Consider the following 17,005-nt stretch of genomic DNA (forward strand, 5'->3'; position numbering starts at 1 on the left):
GCAGGTTGCCGACCTCGACCCCCGCGGTCCGGTCGTCGAGGTCGGCCCGCGCAGCGAGCCGTGCGAGCGGGGCGTGGGCGGGGGCCCGGAGCCCCCCCGCCCGGGTGTCGCCCGCCTCCCACCCCCCCCACCCCCCCCCCCACACCCCCCCCCCCCCCCCGCGCCCACCCCCACAACACCCCAAACCCCCCCCCCCCCCCCCCCCCCCCCCCCCCCCCCCCCCCCCCCCCCCCCCCCCCCCCCCCCACCGCTGATCTGCTCATCCGGGCCCAGGAGGCCACCGGACCGGAGCGCGACGACCTGCTCACGGAGGTCATCCTGATCAACCGCCGCGTCGCCGACGCGGTCGCCAACCGCTACCGCCGCCGGGGCATCCCGCTGGAGGACCTCCAGCAGGTCGCGTACGAGGGCCTGGTCAAGGCCGTGAACCGCTTCGACCCCACGGTCCGCGACGACCTGCTCACCTACGCCGTGCCGACCATCCGCGGCGAGATCCAGCGCCACTTCCGTGACCAGGGCTGGATGGTCCGCCCGCCGCGGCGCGTGCAGGAGCTCCAGCGGGACCTGACGATGGCCACCGACCGGCTCGAGCAGGAGCTCGGCCGCGAGCCGACCGCCGAGGAGGTCGAGGCAGACCTCGGCATCACGCCCGAGGAGCACCGCGAGGCGCTGCAGGGGCTCGGCTGCTTCCAGCCGACGTCGCTCGACCAGCCGGTCGGCACGGACTCGGGCACCAGCCTCGGCGAGGTGCTCCCCCAGGACGCCGACAACGGCGCCGCGGAGGCACGTGCTGTCCTCGCCCCCGTCATGCGTGGGCTCTCCGAGCGCGACAAGCGCGTGCTGTACCTGCGGTTCTACGAGGACCAGACGCAGCGCGAGATCGGCGACGAGCTCGGTGTGAGCCAGGTCCAGGTCTCGCGCGTCTTGTCGCGGATCATCGGGACGATGCGGGAGCAGATCGGCGCGGAGCACCCGCCGGCACCCTGACCCGCAGACCGCCCTGCGGCGCGGTGGGGATGCGGCTCCGGTCCACCGCACCGGCCACCACGTCGTAGGGCACGGCCGCGAGCACCCGCACCGTGGCCTCCAGGATCCGCAGCGTCAGCGACTCCCCCGGGCACCGGTGGCCCGAGGGATGGCCGCCGCCCTGCGGCACCAGGTCGAACGCGCCCGGCGCGAGGTCGAGGAACCGCTCGGGCCGGAACTCCTCCGGCTCCGACCACCGCTGCGGGTCGTGGTCGATGCCCAGCACGTCGAGGACGAGCCGGTTCCCGCGGCGTACCCGGACGCCGTCGACCGTCGCCGGGCGGGTCGCGCGGGCAGCCAGCAGGGGCACGAACGGCGTGGTCCGGCGCACCTCCTGTGCGAAGGCGAGCCGGGACCGCTCAGCGCCTTCCTCCGCCAGCCGTTCGCGCCAGTCGGGACGTTCGGCAAGCCGCGCGGCGGCGAAGACTCCCAACCAGGAGGTCGCGACGGTGGGCCGCAGCAGGTTGCCGACCTCGACCCCCGCGGTCCGGTCGTCGAGGTCGGCCCGCGCAGCGAGCCGTGCGAGCGGGGCGTCGCCGGGCACCTCGAGCCGCCCGGCGCGGATGTCGCGCACGAGCGACCGGCCCCACCGGTCGGACCAGTGACGTGCCGCCCAGGCCCGCGGGTAGGCGATCCCCGAGAAGCCGAAGCCGTCGACGATCCGGTAGAACCGCTGCGCGGCCGCATCGGCGCGGTCGTCGGGGAGGTCCAGCCCGGCCCAGTCCAGCACCGCCCGGCCGTACGCCGAGACCAGTGCCGACTGCACCGACACCTCCCGCCCGGGCCACGACGCCGTGCTCGCCGCCAGCTCGTCGCCGACGCGGGCGACCAGCGGTGCGAGCCCGTCGGCCGACAGCACGTCGACCATGACCTGCTTCCGAGCGCGGTGGTCGTCCCCGTCCAGGCCGTGCACGGCACCGCGGCCGAAGAGCAGCCATCCCAGCGGTGGCGGGATGACCCCGGCGCGCTCGGCCGCGGACTCGTCGTAGAAGAGGCGAGCGCCGGCCTCGCTTCGCACCACGACGGCGCGGCGCCCCATCAGGCGCGAGGCGTAGGCGCCCGCCCGCTGCTCGACGCCGCGTGCGGCACGGTCGGTGGCCACGGCGTCGTACCCGTGGCGGAGGAGGCGCAGGCCGAGATCCATGGGGCACCGGTGACCCACGGTCGCCGGTTCAGTCCGGTCACTCCAGGATGCGACGCACGCGGTCCGGCGCGAAGCCGTGCCGCATCCCCCAGCCGACCGCCTGGGACCGGCGGGCCACGCCGACCTTGCGGTACGCCGTGCGGATGTAGGTCTTCACCGAGTTGATCGACAGGAAGGTCTGTGCGGCGATCTCCCGGTTGGAGAGTCCCTGGGTGATGAGCGCGAGGATCTCCGACTCGCGGGGCGTCAGGCCGTGGTCCTTCCCCGGCCACACCGTCTCCTGGCCCTCGAGGTCGTCCGCGCCGTGGCACCACCCCTCCGCGCTGGCGTCGGGCCGCACGAGCTCGCCGGCCCGTACCTTCTCCAGCGCGGCGGCGATCGCCTCGGCACCGAGGCCCTTGGAGAGGTAGCCCGCCGCGCCCCGGCGCAGGGTCTCCTCGACGAGATGGGCGTCGGTCGTCCAGCTGTAGACGACGACCTTCGCACCGGACTCGGCCACGAGCGACTCCAGCTCGATGCGCTCCCCCTGGACCTGGGCGAAGGTGTCGTAGAGGACGACGTCGACGTCGCTGCGCACCGGCAGGCCGCTGTCGATCTCGACCACGCGGACCTGGTCGCTCAGCGGCGCCATCATGGCCGCCACGCCGGCGACCACGAGCTCGTAGTCGTTGACGACGGCGAGGCGGATCGGTCCGGGCGGCACGGCAGCCATCCTCTCACCCAGACGGGTGGGGCCGAAGCGAAATCGAAGAGTCGTGCCGCCGGCGGCGGCGTCTACGCCGTGGCGGGGGCGCCGTCGAGGTAGTCGTCGATCTCCGCGAGCACTCGCTGCTTGACGTCCGGCTCCGCGAAGGACGCCTGGACAGCGGCGCGTGCGAGGTCGGCCACGCCGTGCTGGTCGAGGTCGAAGAGGTCGGCAGCGATCTCGTACTCACGGTTGAGGGTCGTCCCGAACATCGGCGGGTCGTCGGAGTTGACGGTGACCGTGACACCGGCGTCGCGGAAGGCGGTGATGGGGTGGGCCGCCAGGTCGGGCACGGCGCGCGTCGCGACGTTGGACGAGGGGCACACCTCCAGGGGGGTGCCTGTCTCGGCGAGGTGCGCCAGCAGCTCCGGGTCACGGGCGGCCGACGTCCCGTGCCCGATGCGCTCCGCACCGAGCAGCCGGATGGCGTCCCACACGGTCTCCGGTCCGGTGGTCTCACCGGCGTGGGGCACCGAGTGCAGCCCGGCGGCTCGTGCGGCGGCGAAGTGCGGCTGGAACTGCGGACGCGGAACCCCGATCTCCGGGCCGCCCAGGCCGAACCCGACCAGCCCCTCCGGGGCGTGGTCGAGCGCGAAGGTGAGCGTCGCGTCGGCGCTCGGCAGGCCCGCCTCGCCCGGGATGTCGTAGATCCAACGCAGGACCAGGCCGAAGTCGCGCTCGGCAGCGACCCGGGCGTCCTCGATCGCCTCGGTGTAGGCCTCGATGGGCATCCCCCGCTCAGCGTCGTGGGGCAGGACCGACGTGTACGGCGTACAGGTGAGCTCGGCGTACCGCAGGGACTGCTCGGTGGCCATCTCCCGCGCGATCTCGTAGGTGAGGAACCGGATGTCGTCCGGGGTGCGCACCAGGTCCACCACGGCGAGGTAGACCTCGATGAAGTGCGCGAAGTCGCGGAACTCGTAGAAGGCGCGCAGCTCGTCGAGATCGCTCGGCACCGTGCCGGGGTGACGGGCGGCGAGCTCCGCGACCATCCGGGGCGAGGCGGAGCCGACGTGGTGGACGTGGAGCTCGGCCTTGGGCAGGCCGGCGACGAACTCGGGCGTGACGCGCATCCGGGGATCATCGGCTCGACCGGCCCCGGGGTCCAAGTCGGGACCGCCCGCGCGCGGCCCCCGTGCGGGGTGCTCTCGTAGGGTGGCTCCTCGTGAACGAGCGACTCGTCTGGATCGACTGCGAGATGACCGGCCTCGACCTGCGCGAGGACGCGCTGATCGAGGTGGCGGCGCTGGTCACCGACTTCGACCTCAACGTCCTCGGCGAGGGGGTGGACATCATCGTCAAGCCGCCGGCGGACGCCCTGGACCAGATGGGCGACTTCGTCCGGAGCATGCACGAGAGCTCGGGGCTGCTCGCCGCGCTGGAGACCGGTGTGACCCTCGCGGAGGCCGAGGAGCGCACCCTGGCCTACATCCAGGAGCACTGCCCGGCCGGCAGCCGCCCGCCGCTGGCCGGCAACACCGTGGCGACGGACCGGTCGTTCCTCGCGCGCGACATGCCCGACCTCGAGTCGTTCCTGCACTACCGGATCGTCGACGTGAGCTCGATCAAGGAGCTGGCCCGCCGCTGGTTCCCCAAGGCGTACTTCCAGGCGCCCGCCAAGCGCGGCAACCACCGCGCCCTGGCCGACATCCGCGAGAGCATCGAGGAGCTGCGGTACTACCGCGAGGCGGTGTTCGTGCCCTCGCCGGGACCCGACTCCGACGCCGCCCGGGAGATCGCCGCGCGTCACGGGGGCGCGCTGACCGGCCTCTCGGATCCCGAGCCGGGCCCGGATTCAGCGCCGGGCGCCTGAGTCCTCTACACTTCTCGACGGCCCCGACCCCTGTCGGGACGCCATGGTGGGTATAGCTCAGCTGGTAGAGCGCTGCGTTGTGGTCGCAGATGTCGCGGGTTCAAGTCCCGTTACTCACCCCAGACGTCGAGCCCCTACCTGGGAGACCGGGTGAGGGGCTCGACGCGTCTCTGCGCGCGGCGTGGTCGGCGTCCCACCCGGGCCGAACACCGGCGCGGAAGCAGTGGGCACACGTAACGTCCGACCGTGTCCTCACGAACCGTCTCGCTCGTCATGATATTCGCCCTGCCGCTCGCGGCCCTCCTCACGGGCTGCGCCGGTGACACGGCTGAGCCACCTGCTACGACCTCGTCCGTCGGGGCCGCGGTGGACGCGCCCGCCGGGAGTCAGACATCCGCGTGGCGAAGCGCCGAGGAGATCGTCCCGGAGTCCGGCGCTCTCTTCGGCGTCTCGCTCGACTGGTCGGAGGACTCCCTGGCCGACTACGCCGACCGCCTCGGCCGTCGACCCGCCGTCGCGGTGTCCTTCTACGGCTTCCCGATGGAGGAGCAGGAGCGGACGTGGCTCGACCAGGCGGTCGAGCAGGCCGCCGAGGTCGGCAGCATCCTGCTGCTGACCTTGGAGCCCCGGTCGGGACTGGCCGCGGTGACCGGCGAGGTCGCCACCGACCTCGCCGGTGTCCTCGACGGCTACAACCGCCGGGGTGTGCCGACGCTCGTCCGGTTCGCGCACGAGATGAACGGCTCGTGGTACTCCTGGGGCCAACAGCCCGCAGCGTACGTCGCGGCGTACCGGCGGGTGGCCGCGGCCATCCACCGGGACGCTCCCGGCTCGGCCATGGTCTGGGCGCCCAACTACGGCGGCGGCTATCCGTTCGCGGGCGGCGAGCACCAGGCGGAGGCGGGCTCCGCCGCCGCACGCGCCCTCGACACCGACGGTGACGGCGTGGTGACCCAGGCGGACGACCCCTACCGGCCGTACTGGCCCGGACGAGCACACGTGGACTGGGTCGGCATGTCGGTCTACCACTGGGGCGCGGAGTACCCCTGGGGCGAGAACGAGGTGCCGGAGCCGACAAAGTTCACCGACCTGATCCGCGGCACCTACGACGGGGCGGCCGGCGACGAGCGTGCGGTCCCCGACTTCTACGCCGAGTACGGCGAGCAGGAACGCCTGCCCCTGGCCGTCACCGAGACCGCTGCGTTCCACGCCCCGGGCGGGAGCGGCGCCGGTGAGATGGCCGTCAAGCAGGCGTGGTGGGGCCAGGTCTTCGACGACGACCACGTCGCGACGATGCCGTGGCTGAAGATGATCAACTGGTTCGACTGGCGCAAGCACGAGCCGGAGACCGACGCTGTCGTCGACTGGACCGTCACCCGGTCACCCGACGTGGCCGCAGCGTTCCGCGCCGACCTGCCCGACTGGCTGCACTTCGCGGGCTGAACCCGTCCGGTCGGCGGCGAGGCCGACGTCCGCGGTACCAGACGGCGAAGACCGCGGTCGCCAACAGCAGCTCGGCGACGTCGCCCCCGTAGTACATCCACTGGGCGGCGGCCTCCACCTCCGCCCGGCCGTGGCCACCGCGGGGCGGCAGCCGCGTCGCGCCGGCGTACAGGAGCTTGGCGAGATGGGCATGGGCGCCGGCGGCGAGGACCAGGACCGCCACCCGGGTGCGCATCGCCGGCCGACGGGGCGCCGGGTCGAGGCCCACCAACGACCAGGCGAAGAGGAACCCGACCGCCAGGAAGTGCACGTGCACGACCACGTGCGCGACCGGATGCTCTGCGGTCGTCGCCTGGAGCGGGGTGAGGTAGAGCGCGAACATGCTGCCCACGTGCAGGAGGGCGGCGGTGGCGGGGTGGGTGAGCAGGTGCACCGGTCCCGACCGGAGCACGGCCACGATCCTCCGACCGGTCCGCGCCGGCACCGCACCGAGCAGGAGGGCGCCGGGAGCGCCGAGGACCAGCGCGAGCGGCGCCAGCATGCCGAGGACGACGTGCTGAGCCATGTGCCCGCGAAGCCCAGCGGCGTACGCCTCGGTGAAGGCGCCCATGGCGGGCGAGACCACGAGGGCGACCGCCCCCGTGCCGACCGACCAGCTCAGCGTGTGCCAACCGGACCACCGTCGCCCACGCCGGACCCGGCTGCGCACGGCGGCGAGGTAGGGGCCGAGACCGAGAGCCAGCACCAGCACGGGCAGCCACCACCCGGCGAGGCCGGGGCCGGCCGCCAGCGTCTCGTGAGCCTCATGGGCGAGCGGCGGCACGCCTCAGCGACCGCGCCCGGCCAGCGCCGCCCCGACCACGAGCAGGACCACGCCGGCTCCGTTCCAGGCGAGGTCGTACGGCAGCACCTCGACGTCGTACCGCACCTGGTGCAGCCGCAGCAGCTTGTGGTGCACCAGCCCGTCCCACACCTGGAAGGCCCCCATGCCGAGGAGGAGCCCCGCCCACGCCTGCCGTCGGTGCAGCGCGCGCGAGCGCAGCAGGTCGGCGAGGAGGAAGAACCCTGCGACGAGGGCGACCAGCTCGCCGGCGTGCAGCAGCCCGTCCGAGGCGAGGGCGACGGCACCGGTGGAGCGGTCGTAGAAGTGGTGCCAGGCGAGCAGCTGGTGGAAGACGATCTCGTCGACGCCCGCCATCAGCCCGACACCGATCAGCGCGCCGACCCACCGCGACCGCCGGGCGTCACCGACCGCCACGTCCGTGGAACCCCGTTCACCCGCCATCTCGTCCTCTCCGACCCGTGACGAGTCGTTACCCCAGCAGCCGACCGGCAGACCTCCACCCGCCGTCCGGCTGCACAGCCGTTCGGACAGGTGTGCCGAGGTGTCCGACGGGCACTGGTGCGCCGTGGCTCGGGCTCCCCTCACCGTCGGTGTCGTCAGTCCGCACGAGCTCGTGCTGACCGGCCTCACCGCCATGCTGGGACGCCATCCCGGCCGCGTGGTCCTGCGCGGCCCCGCCCCGGGTGACGGGCAGCTCAGGGGCCTGGACGTGGTCGTCTACGACGCCGCGGGGCTGGGCCCCGCGCACGACCCCAGCGGCGCGGCGCTCGAGCGCCTGGTGCGGGCGAACACCCGCGTCGTCGCGCTGGCCCGTCCCCACGATCCGGCGCTCACCTCCTCGGCGCTCGACCGGGGCGCTGCGGGGGTGCTCCGGATGGACGCGCCCGCCGAGGAGATGCTGGACCTGCTCGACCGGGTGATGCGCAGCGGCGCCCGTGGCGCCGCGTCCAACCGCCACGTCGACGCCCGCCTGCTCGACCTGCCCCGCGGACTCACCGTGCGCGAGTTCGAGGTGCTGGGACTCGTCGCGTCGGGCCTGTCCAACGGGGAGATCGCCGACCGGCTCTTCGTGAGCGTCAACACCGTGAAGACCTACGTGCGTGCGGCCTACCGGAAGATCGGCGTGGAGCGCCGTTCGCAGGCGGTCATCTGGTGCGCCCAGCACGGCGTCACGACGAGCTGAGGCCCCCAGGGCAGCTGGCTCAGGTCGTCACCGGGAGCCGCACCCGGAAGAGGGTGCCCTCCTCGACCCCGGACTCGACCTCGATCGACCCGCCGTGCTTCTCGACGATCGCCCGGGTGATCGAGAGCCCCAGCCCCGACCCGGGGATCGCCCGTTGCTGGGCCAGCGAGGAGCGGAAGAACCGGGAGAACAGCTGCGGCACCTCCGCCGCCGGGATGCCGATGCCGGTGTCCCGGACGTCGATCAGCGCGTGGCCGTCCTCCACGCCGAGCCCGACGCGGACCGAGCCACCGTCGGGAGTGAACTTCACGGCGTTCCCGAGCAGGTTCACCACGACCCGCTCGAGCATGTCGCGGTCGCCGACGAGCGGCACCGGCCGGCCGGGCAGGTCGAGGCTGACCTCGAAGGGCCTGGTCGACCACGCGGGTGCCACGACGTCGTACCCCTCCTGCACCACCTCACGCAGGTCCAGCTCCCTGGCCGCCAGCGCCAACCCTTCCTCGCTGAGCCGGGAGAGGGTCAGCAGCTCGTCGATGAGCCCGAGCAGCCGGTCGCTGTTGTCGGAGACGCGGCCCACGGCACGGGCCTGCTCCGGGGACAAGGGGCCGTACGACCCGTCCGCCAGCAGCTCGAGGTAACCGAGGATGCTGGTGATCGGGGTCCTCAGCTCGTGGCTGACCGACGAGACGAAGGCGTCCTTGGCGCGGTCGACCTCCAGCAGGCGATCGACCGCCTCCCGCTCGGCCCGGAGGGCCTCGCGCAGCGCCTTCTCGACGTCCACCTGGTCGGTGACGTCCTCTGAGGTGCTGACGTACCCGCTCGTCTCCCCTCGCTCGTCCACGATCCGGTTCAGGGTGAGCGAGTGCAACCGCTCGGTCCCGTCCTTGCGGAGGAACCGCACCAGGCTCCCGGCGTGCGCGCCGCTGGCGGCCTCGTGCGCCACGGCCGCGAAGTCGCGCGGGACCCCGAGCTCGTCGGCCCTCTCGACGATGGCCGCGGGCGTGTGCAGCTCGCGGGCCGACCGCCCCATGAGCTCGTCGGCCGGGTAACCGAGGAGGCGTTCGGCGCCCGGGTTGAACAGGGTGATCCGCCCGGCCGGGTCGGTTCCGATGATCGCGACGCCCGTGGCGCCGTCGACGATGCTGCGCACCAGGTCGCGCTCGGCCCGGGCCTGCCGCGCGGTCTCGATGTGCAGGCCGACACGGATGAGCAGGGGGACGACGATGGCCACGCAGGTCAGGGCGTACGCCGCCAGGAGCACCCCGCGCGTGTCCACCGGCATGCCGAAGCTGTCGGCCACCGCGGCGAACGGTCCGCGGCCGTAGGTGGTCATGCAGATGGCGGCGAACAGCAGTGCGGCCATCTGGCCGAGCGACTCCAGCGGGGCGATGCGCAACGCGCCCCAGGCGAGCAAGGGCACCCCGAGGAAGGCGAGGGACGGGTACTCCACCGGCAGGAACACCACCGGGGTGACGACCACGATGGCCAGCCACTGGAGCACCCGCTCGGATGGGCCGGCGATCGAGCCGTGGCGGGGCAGGTCCATGAAGAACGGCAGCAGGGTCAGCTGCGACGCCGCGTGCGAGGTGCCGAGCGCGAGCGCGACCATGGCGGGGTCGCCGAAGCCGGTCGCAGCGGACGTCACGGCGCCGGCGACCGCGGCGATCAGCCCTGCTCCCGCACCAGCGGCGGAGTACCGGAGCAGGTCGGCATCGGTGCGCAGCCGCGGCCGGCCCGGTCGGCCGCGGGCCAGCACCGCGACGACGAAGGCGGTCTCGACGGCGATGCCCAGCGCGTAGCCGACGGCCACCTCGCCCGGGCGCCCACCGATCCATATGGTGCCCACGGCGACGAGCAGGACGAGCGGAGGTACGACGTACCAGCGCCGACCGTGCCCGACGGCGAGCTCGATGCCCAGCGCGGAGGCGACACCGACCGGCCAGATGCCGATGACGAAGCCGTCGTCCGGTGCCGCGTGCACGGCGAGGAGGCCGCTGGCGACCATGGCGACCAGCAGGCCTGCGACCCGCACCGCCGGGTCCAACGTCACGACCCAACTCCTCCCCGGGCGGTTTGCCTCGCATTGAAGCACCGGCGAGCGGTGTGCACCGGCGGACCGTGAAAACAGCGGCGCAGGCCATGACCTAGGTTGACCCGGTGACCTCGGCCCCCACAGTCCCCGAGCAGGCCCGCTACGACGTCGTCGTCGTCGGCGCCGGCCACAACGGCCTCGTCGCCGCGGCGTACCTGGCACGCGCCGGCCTGTCGGTGCTCGTCCTCGAGCGGCTGGGCCACGTCGGTGGCGCTGCTGTCTCGGCAGCGCCGTTCCCCGGCCGCGACGCCCGGCTCTCCCGCTACTCCTACCTCGTCTCACTGATGCCCGAGCAGCTGGTCGCCGACCTGGGGCTCGACGTCCGCCTGGTCTCGCGGCCGACCGCGTCGTACACGCCCGTGGTCCGGTCGGGCCGGCACACCGGCCTGCTCGTCGAGCGGCCCGAGGGGCCCGCGACCGCCGAGTCCTTCCGGGCGCTCACCGGGAGCGACGCGGAGTACGACGCCTGGCGCGCGTTCTACGCCGAGGTCGGCGAGCTCGCCGAGGCCGTGGCGCCGACCCTCCTGCAGCCGCTGCCCACCGAGCGGCAGGTGCGGTCCGCCGTCGACCCGCGCACGTGGGACGACGTCGTGGCGAACCCGCTGGGTGCGGCGATCGAGCGACGGTTCACCGACGACACCGTGCGAGGGGTCGTCGCCACCGACGCGCTCATCGGCACCTTCGCCGGTCTGGACGACCCGTCGTTGATCCAGAACCGGTGCTTCCTCTACCACCTGATCGGCAACGGCACCGGTGAGTGGCGGGTGCCCGTCGGCGGCATGGGAGCGGTCACCACGGCGCTGGCGCGAGCGGCCACCGAGGCAGGGGCGACCATCGTCACCGGCGCGGGGGTCAGCGCGATCCGGGCCCACGAGTCGGGCGCGGAGGTCGAGTGGCACGACGGCGACCGCCGTCGCACCGCGGAGGCCGGCACCGTGCTGTCGAACGTCGCGCCCTGGGTCCTGCGGATCCTGCTCGGCGAGCGTGAGGACCCGGCGGGGAAGCCGGTCGGGGCGCAGCTGAAGATCAACTTCCTCCTCGACCGGCTGCCCCGACTCCGCTCCGGTGTCGACCCGGCCGTCGCCTTCGCCGGCACGCTGCACCTCGCCGAGGACTACAGCCAGCTCGCCCGGGCGTACGACGAGGCCGCGGCCGGCCGGATCCCCACCGAGCTCCCCGGCGAGGTCTACTGCCACTCGCTCACCGACCCCTCGATCCTCGGCGACGCACCCGCCGGCACCCACACGCTCACCTACTTCGGCCTGCACACCCCGGCGACGCTGTTCGACAGTGACCCGGAGGTCGCGCGGTCGACCGCCGTCGCGCGCGCCATCGCCTCCCTCGACCAGTACCTCGAGGAGCCGATCGAGTCGTGCGTCGCCCGCGACGCGGCCGGGACCCCCTGCATCGAGGCGAAGATCCCCCAGGACGTCGAGCGCGACCTGGCGATGCCGGGCGGCCACATCTTCCACGGCGACCTCGACTGGCCGTGGGCGCCGAACCGCGCGCGGCTCGAGACCCCCGCGCAGCAGTGGGGCGTCCAGACCGACGTGGCGTCGGTGCTGCTGTGCGGCTCCGGCGCCCGGCGCGGCGGCGCGGTCTCGGGCATCGGCGGCCACAACGCCGCGCAAGCCGTGCTCGCGGCCCGCTGAGGCCGCACGCCGAGCCGGACGCTGGAGCGAGGCTCCGAGATGGTCGCCCGGATTTCTCGCGGCTGACAGGCGCTGGTAAGGTTGTCCCCGCTTCACCGCGCGCCATTAGCTCAATTGGCAGAGCAGCTGACTCTTAATCAGCGGGTTCGGGGTTCGAGTCCCTGATGGCGTACAGAGAGCACAGATCGAAGGCCCTTCTCGTTCCAGCGAGGAGGGCCTTCGTCCGTATCGAGGTCGGCTGCTCGACGCGGCGAGCAGGCCTGGTAGCCGTCCATGTCGTAGACATCGCGGAACCGCTCGATCCGCAGAACAGCGGCGGCCGTCCCATCCTCACGTAGGACCCACGCAGTGCGTCCGTCCTCGGAGAGGACGTAGCTGCTCCACCCCGACTCCCGGGCTGACTGCGTGGCGAGCACACCCTCCGCGACTTCCTGTGGCGTCCCGGGACCTTCGGTCGGCCACCCGGTACGGGTGGGGCCCGACCTCGTCACATGCCGGGCCGAGGGGCAGGCCAACGTGTCGGGTCTCGGCGCCGGCGTCCGCACCTGCGTGGATACCACGTCGACTGCCACCGTCGCGCCCGGCCGCTCGGCAGGGCTGGCACACCCGTGCAGGAGGGCGCCGAGGGCGAGGGCGGCGATCACAGTATCGGACGCACGTTGGTGGGACGGATGGTCGGCAGCGCCGGTTCCGCGCCCTGGGTCCTGCAGCGACGAGCGCGGCGGGGAGGGCTCAGGCGTGGTCGGTCCAGCAGGCCAGCACGCTGGTGGCCACGGCGTACGCGAGCTCGCCCCGGTCCATCTCCTCCTCGGGCCCGGTCACCGCGGGCATCGCGGTGGCGTCCACCACGAGGGTCTTGCCGTCCCGGATGAACGCCGTGGTGCCGCGGCCGGTCTCGAACGCCGGGAGGCCGAGGCCGTAGATCCCGCGAAGCGGCTCGGTCGGCGCGAGCTCGCCGCGCGTCTGCGCGAACCACCGCTCCCCTGCGGCCACGTCGGTCGCGTCGTGCACCGTCAGGACGACGGGCCCGCCCGGGGTGTCGTAGGTGCACTCGAAGAGAGGCGCCGACCACGACCAGGAGGACGAGGGCGGCGCATCGAGGCCGAGCAGGCGCTCGACGTCGGCGGCGACGTCGCCGCCGCAGACCATCGAGGCGGTCGCCGAGGGGCCGCCGGAGGCGTCCGCCGGGGACGCTGAGGACGGTGTCCCCTCATGCTCGTGGGACTCCGCGTCGTGCTCGTGCTCCCCGTGCGCTCCGTGCTCCGCGCCCTCCATCACCGTCCCGTCCGGCATGGTGTGCTGTGCGCTCGCGGCCGGCTGCGACGCCGAGCTGTCCCCGCAGCCGGCCAGCGCCGCGGCGAGGACCAGGGCCCCGGCGGCCATCGTCGATGCGGTCGTACGTCGGGTCCTCACAAGGCACTCCTGGCGGTCGGTCGGCGGCCGTCGGTCGGCTGGCGTGGAGGGTTCGTTGCCAGCGCGGCCACCGGATGGGTCGGCACGCACGTCCGCCTCTCCCAAAGAAATGACCGAGCCCGACCAATCCGTTCCGCGAACGCCACCGAACCCCCTGTGCACCGCTTGTTCGCACGAACACCGAATGGGCAAGCCGAGGAGAGGAACTCTCAGATGAAGAAGTCCACCCGCACGATCGCGCCCCTGGCCGCCGCAGCAGCGATGGCCGTCGCCCTCGCACCGACGGCGGCGTTCGCCGACCACGCGAACGGCACCTACCAGACCCCGCTCAACCCGATCAACGACTCCGGCGGCTCCGGCATGGCGATGGTCACCGTCGAGGGCGACCAGGCGACCGTCAAGGTCAGCTGGAGCGGGCTCGCCGAGACGTTCATGGACGGGCCGTATCCGCACGTCCAGCACATCCACATCGGCGCCGAGGGCACCTGCCCGCCGCCGAGCGCGGACACCAACGGCGACGGCATCGTCGACACCCCCGAGGGACAGCCCTTCTACGGTGAGATCGGCACCACCCTGTCGACCGAGGGGGACACCAGCCCGGCCGCCGGCACCAACATCAAGATCGCCCCGTCGGGCAGCAGCACCGACTACGAGCGGACGTTCACGCTCGACGAGCCCACCCTCGACGCGCTCGCCAACGGCACCGGCGTCGTGGTCGTCCACGGCCTGAACCCGGCCAATCTCAGCGAGGAGGCCGCCAACGCCAAGAGCAGCCTGGTGCCCGAGCTCCCGCTCGCTGCCACCGCTCCTGCCCTCTGCGGCGCGTTCACCAGCTCGCCGACCGGTGGCGTGGCCACCGGCGCGGGTGACACCGGCGGCATCGAGCAGGCCGGTCTCCTCGCCCTCGGTGGCGGGCTGCTCGCCGCTGCGGGTGCCGGCGCGATCATGCACCGCCGCCGCGCGACCGAGGTGGTCTGACCCGCTTGACCATGCGTGCACTGCGCGGCCGCCGGGGCGGGCTCCTGCTCGCCCTGGTGGCCGCGCTCGGCGTCGCGGCCGTCGTGGTCGCACTGATGGCGCAACAGCCGGCGCCGCCCGCGGTGCCCGGCGGCGCGATCGGCGACGTTCCTCCGGCTGCCCCCGCCGACGACCGGTCCTCCTCCCGAAGGGAGGCCTCCGGGGGCGCCGAGCCTCGTGGTTCCAGCAGCGCCGACTCCCCGCTCCCGCGATCCGCGCCGGTCCACCTCTCGATCCCGAGAATCGGCGTCGACACCGAGGTCTTCGGCCTGGGCCTGGCACCCGACGGGACGCTCGCCGTCCCGCAGCCCGGCCCCCGCCTCGACCTCGCCGCCTGGTTCCGCCGCTCACCGGCACCCGGCCAGCCCGGCCCGTCGATCATCGAGGGCCATGTCGCCACCGAGCAGGGGCCGTCGGTCTTCTTCGACCTCGCCGACCTCCGCCCCGGCGACCGGATCGACGTACGCCGCGCCGACGGCATCACCGTGACCTTCGAGGTGGACGCGCTCCGGACCTTCGACAAGGACCGCTTCCCCACCGAGGTCGTCTACGGCGGCGACCTGTCGACCCCCCAGCTGCGCCTCATCACGTGCAGCGACTTCAACCCGAGCACCGGGCACCACGACGGCAACGTGGTCGTCTTCTCCCATCGGGTCGAGGTCTCGCGCGGCGACCGCTGAGCGTTGCCGGTGCCGCCGCGTGGGTAAGGTCCCGACGCTGGACGACCGGAGCCGGTCGCGCCACGCTGGACGGACTGCCCGGGATGGCCGGGCGGGCCATGACCTGAGGAGGCATCTGTGACCACCGCGCCACCCGAGGGGCAGACCACGCGCCGGGGCGCGTTCTCCTCCCGCCGGGTCTTCATCCTCGCCGCGATCGGCTCGGCCGTGGGGCTGGGCAACATCTGGCGGTTCCCCTACGTCGCCTACGAGAACGGCGGCGGGGCCTTCCTGCTCCCCTACCTCGTCGCCCTGCTCACCGCGGGCCTGCCGTTCCTCTTCCTCGACTACGCCCTGGGCCACCGCCACCGCGGATCCGCCCCGCTGGCGTTCGCCCGGCAGTCGCGGCCCACCGAGTTCATCGGGTGGTGGCAGGTGGGGATCTGCTTCGTCATCGCCGTCTACTACGCCGCGGTGATCGCCTACGCCCTCCGGTACACGTTCTTCTCGGTCGACAAGGCGTGGGGCGAGGAGCCGGAAGGCTTCTTCTTCGGCGACTTCCTCCAGGTCGGGGACCCGGGGGTGACCACCGAGGTGGTCCTCGGTGTCATCGTGCCCCTGGCTCTCGTCTGGGCGGCCGTGCTGCTCATCATGGGTCTCGGCGTCCAGCGCGGCATCGGCGCCACGTCGGTGGTCTTCATCCCGGTGCTCGTGGTGGCCTTCGGGTTCCTCGTCGTCCGCTCGCTCTTCCTGCCTGGAGCGGCCGACGGGCTCGATGCCCTCTTCAGTCCCGACTGGGGGGCCCTGGCGGACGCCTCGGTCTGGGCGGCGGCCTTCGGGCAGATCTTCTTCTCGCTCTCCATCGGCTTCGGCATCATGATCACCTACGCCTCCTACGTCGGCCGGCGCACCGACATGACCGGTTCCGGCTTCGTCGTCGGCTTCGCCAACTCCGGCTTCGAGCTGCTCGCCGGCATCGGCGTCTTCGCGGCCCTCGGCTTCATGGCCCAGGCCAGCGGCGGCGACATCGACACCGTCGTCGCCGACGGGATCGGCCTGGCCTTCGTCGCCTTCCCGGCGATCATCAGCGAGGCGGCCGGGGGCTCGTTGATCGGCGTCCTGTTCTTCGGCTCGCTCGTGATCGCCGGGCTGACCTCACTGGTGAGCGTGCTGGAGGTGGTCGTCTCGGCCGTCCGCGACAAGTTCGAGCTGCACCGCCTCACCGCCGTCGCGGTGGTCGGCCTGCCGGCCGCGGTCATCAGCCTCGCGCTCTTCTCGACCACGAGCGGTCTCTACGTCCTCGACATCGTCGACTACTTCATCAACCGCTTCGGCATCCTGGTCGTCGCGGTCGTCTCGATGGTCGTGCTCGCGTGGTTCGTCCGCGCCCTGCCCGGGCTGGCGGCACACCTGAACCGGCACGGATCGATCCGCCTGGGCACGCTCTGGATCGCCCTGGTCGCCGTCGTGGCTCCCGTCGCCCTGACCTTCGTGCTGGCGCGGGACTTCCTCGCCACGATCGAGGAACCGTACGAGGGCTACCCGGCGTGGATGCTGAACACCTTCGGGTGGGGCGCGGCAGCCCTGGTGCTGGTGTTTGCGGTGGGAGCGTCGTTCCTCCGGTGGCACTCGAGCGTCTCGATGCGCCCAGGCGGCCCAGAGGAGCCCACGGAACCGGTCGCACCGGGCGCCACCGCCGTCGAGCCGGGCGACCACCGAGGGGAGGTGCGCTGAATGAGCACCGACGCGATCGTGATGATGGTGGTGGCGATGCTGGTGCTGTGGGGCGGGTTGCTGCTGGCCGTGGTGAACCTGGCCCGCGGTGACCGCAACGGCTCCGCAGGCAGCTGAGAACGGCAGAAGCGCCGGGCGGCCCAGCCGCCCGGCGCGTGGCGCTTCCCTGCTGGGGCTCAGCTCATAGCGGGCAGCCCAGGTTGTTCACCCGGTCAAGCTGAGGGGCCTGGTCCCCCGTCG

General features: G+C 73.1%; 16 protein-coding genes and 2 tRNA genes. 11 read left to right on the forward strand and 7 right to left on the reverse strand.

Annotation, left to right across the window (positions count from 1 at the left end):
* Positions 1 to 60: 60 nt before the first annotated feature.
* Positions 61 to 987 (forward strand): sigma-70 family RNA polymerase sigma factor, encoded by a 927-nt coding sequence (locus ACSMHG_RS18860; protein WP_435748010.1) that lies wholly within the window; start codon positions 61 to 63, stop codon positions 985 to 987.
* Here the strand turns inward: ACSMHG_RS18860 and ACSMHG_RS18865 are convergent.
* From ACSMHG_RS18865 to ACSMHG_RS18875, 3 genes are all read right to left on the reverse strand, one after another.
* Positions 935 to 2,170, reverse strand: coding sequence for a cytochrome P450 (locus ACSMHG_RS18865; protein ID WP_435748012.1), 1,236 nt, complete (start codon positions 2,168 to 2,170; stop codon positions 935 to 937). The genes ACSMHG_RS18860 and ACSMHG_RS18865 overlap by 53 nt on opposite strands.
* 37 nt (positions 2,171 to 2,207) lie before the next feature.
* Positions 2,208 to 2,873 carry a response regulator transcription factor gene (locus tag ACSMHG_RS18870; RefSeq protein WP_435748014.1) on the reverse strand — a complete coding sequence of 222 codons (666 nt, stop codon included), beginning with the start codon at positions 2,871 to 2,873 and terminating at the stop codon, positions 2,208 to 2,210.
* Positions 2,874 to 2,944: 71 nt separating this feature from the next.
* Positions 2,945 to 3,988, reverse strand: a complete 1,044-nt coding sequence (locus tag ACSMHG_RS18875) for an adenosine deaminase (RefSeq protein WP_435748016.1) — start codon at positions 3,986 to 3,988, stop codon at positions 2,945 to 2,947.
* Positions 3,989 to 4,080: 92 nt separating this feature from the next.
* On the opposite strand from ACSMHG_RS18875, the gene orn reads away from it, so the two are divergent.
* The 3 genes from orn (at position 4,081) to ACSMHG_RS18890 (ending at position 6,171) form a co-directional block, all read left to right on the forward strand.
* A complete protein-coding gene (gene orn / locus ACSMHG_RS18880; RefSeq protein WP_435748018.1) occupies positions 4,081 to 4,728 on the forward strand; it encodes an oligoribonuclease in 648 nt (215 codons plus the stop codon).
* Positions 4,729 to 4,774: 46 nt separating this feature from the next.
* A tRNA-His gene (locus ACSMHG_RS18885) sits at positions 4,775 to 4,850 on the forward strand.
* Positions 4,851 to 4,974: 124 nt separating this feature from the next.
* On the forward strand, positions 4,975 to 6,171 hold the full coding sequence (locus tag ACSMHG_RS18890; protein ID WP_435748021.1) for a glycosyl hydrolase: 1,197 nt from the start codon (positions 4,975 to 4,977) through the stop codon (positions 6,169 to 6,171).
* Here ACSMHG_RS18890 and ACSMHG_RS18895 read toward each other — a convergent pair.
* Positions 6,101 to 6,994, reverse strand: a complete 894-nt coding sequence (locus ACSMHG_RS18895; protein ID WP_435748023.1) for a cytochrome c oxidase assembly protein — start codon at positions 6,992 to 6,994, stop codon at positions 6,101 to 6,103. The genes ACSMHG_RS18890 and ACSMHG_RS18895 overlap by 71 nt on opposite strands.
* Before the next feature lie 3 nt (positions 6,995 to 6,997).
* Positions 6,998 to 7,429 (reverse strand): DUF2243 domain-containing protein, encoded by a 432-nt coding sequence (locus ACSMHG_RS18900; protein WP_435748025.1) that lies wholly within the window; start codon positions 7,427 to 7,429, stop codon positions 6,998 to 7,000.
* A 151-nt stretch (positions 7,430 to 7,580) separates the two neighbouring features.
* Here ACSMHG_RS18900 and ACSMHG_RS18905 point away from each other — a divergent pair, with 151 nt between their 5' ends.
* On the forward strand, positions 7,581 to 8,198 hold the full coding sequence (locus ACSMHG_RS18905; RefSeq protein ID WP_435748027.1) for a helix-turn-helix transcriptional regulator: 618 nt from the start codon (positions 7,581 to 7,583) through the stop codon (positions 8,196 to 8,198).
* A gap of 19 nt (positions 8,199 to 8,217) precedes the next feature.
* On the opposite strand, the gene ACSMHG_RS18910 is transcribed toward ACSMHG_RS18905, so the two are convergent.
* Complete coding sequence (locus tag ACSMHG_RS18910; protein WP_435748029.1) at positions 8,218 to 10,248, reverse strand: sensor histidine kinase; 2,031 nt, start codon at positions 10,246 to 10,248, stop codon at positions 8,218 to 8,220.
* Between the two features lie 107 nt (positions 10,249 to 10,355).
* On the opposite strand from ACSMHG_RS18910, the gene ACSMHG_RS18915 reads away from it, so the two are divergent.
* A complete protein-coding gene (locus ACSMHG_RS18915; protein WP_435748031.1) occupies positions 10,356 to 11,942 on the forward strand; it encodes a phytoene desaturase family protein in 1,587 nt (528 codons plus the stop codon).
* A 99-nt stretch (positions 11,943 to 12,041) separates the two neighbouring features.
* A tRNA-Lys gene (locus ACSMHG_RS18920) sits at positions 12,042 to 12,114 on the forward strand.
* A gap of 560 nt (positions 12,115 to 12,674) precedes the next feature.
* Here ACSMHG_RS18920 and ACSMHG_RS18925 read toward each other — a convergent pair.
* Positions 12,675 to 13,355 (reverse strand): hypothetical protein, encoded by a 681-nt coding sequence (locus ACSMHG_RS18925; RefSeq protein ID WP_435748033.1) that lies wholly within the window; start codon positions 13,353 to 13,355, stop codon positions 12,675 to 12,677.
* Positions 13,356 to 13,568: 213 nt separating this feature from the next.
* On the opposite strand from ACSMHG_RS18925, the gene ACSMHG_RS18930 reads away from it, so the two are divergent.
* From ACSMHG_RS18930 to ACSMHG_RS18945, 4 genes are all read left to right on the forward strand, one after another.
* Positions 13,569 to 14,333, forward strand: coding sequence for a GVDTG sorting domain-containing protein (locus tag ACSMHG_RS18930; RefSeq protein WP_435748035.1), 765 nt, complete (start codon positions 13,569 to 13,571; stop codon positions 14,331 to 14,333).
* A gap of 11 nt (positions 14,334 to 14,344) precedes the next feature.
* The gene (locus ACSMHG_RS18935; RefSeq protein ID WP_435748041.1) at positions 14,345 to 15,052 is read left to right on the forward strand and encodes a class F sortase; all 708 of its coding nucleotides are present in this window, start codon (positions 14,345 to 14,347) and stop codon (positions 15,050 to 15,052) included.
* A 117-nt stretch (positions 15,053 to 15,169) separates the two neighbouring features.
* Complete coding sequence (locus tag ACSMHG_RS18940; RefSeq protein WP_435748037.1) at positions 15,170 to 16,765, forward strand: sodium-dependent transporter; 1,596 nt, start codon at positions 15,170 to 15,172, stop codon at positions 16,763 to 16,765.
* Positions 16,766 to 16,882, forward strand: a complete 117-nt coding sequence (locus ACSMHG_RS18945) for a methionine/alanine import family NSS transporter small subunit (RefSeq protein ID WP_435748039.1) — start codon at positions 16,766 to 16,768, stop codon at positions 16,880 to 16,882.
* Positions 16,883 to 17,005: the final 123 nt, after the last annotated feature.

The sequence above is a fragment of the Nocardioides ureilyticus genome (assembly GCF_051280745.1).
In the GTDB taxonomy this organism is placed as follows: Bacteria; Actinomycetota; Actinomycetes; order Propionibacteriales; family Nocardioidaceae; genus Nocardioides.

Bases quoted from the DNA above. Each gene is read 5' to 3' on its own strand.
- ACSMHG_RS18865 (WP_435748012.1), bottom strand. From the start codon at position 2,170: ATGGATCTCGGCCTGCGCCTCCTCCGCCACGGGTACGACGCCGTGGCC.
- ACSMHG_RS18875 (WP_435748016.1), bottom strand. From the start codon at position 3,988: ATGCGCGTCACGCCCGAGTTCGTCGCCGGCCTGCCCAAGGCCGAGCTC.
- ACSMHG_RS18930 (WP_435748035.1), top strand. From the start codon at position 13,569: ATGAAGAAGTCCACCCGCACGATCGCGCCCCTGGCCGCCGCAGCAGCG.
- ACSMHG_RS18935 (WP_435748041.1), top strand. From the start codon at position 14,345: ATGCGTGCACTGCGCGGCCGCCGGGGCGGGCTCCTGCTCGCCCTGGTG.
- ACSMHG_RS18945 (WP_435748039.1), top strand. From the start codon at position 16,766: ATGAGCACCGACGCGATCGTGATGATGGTGGTGGCGATGCTGGTGCTG.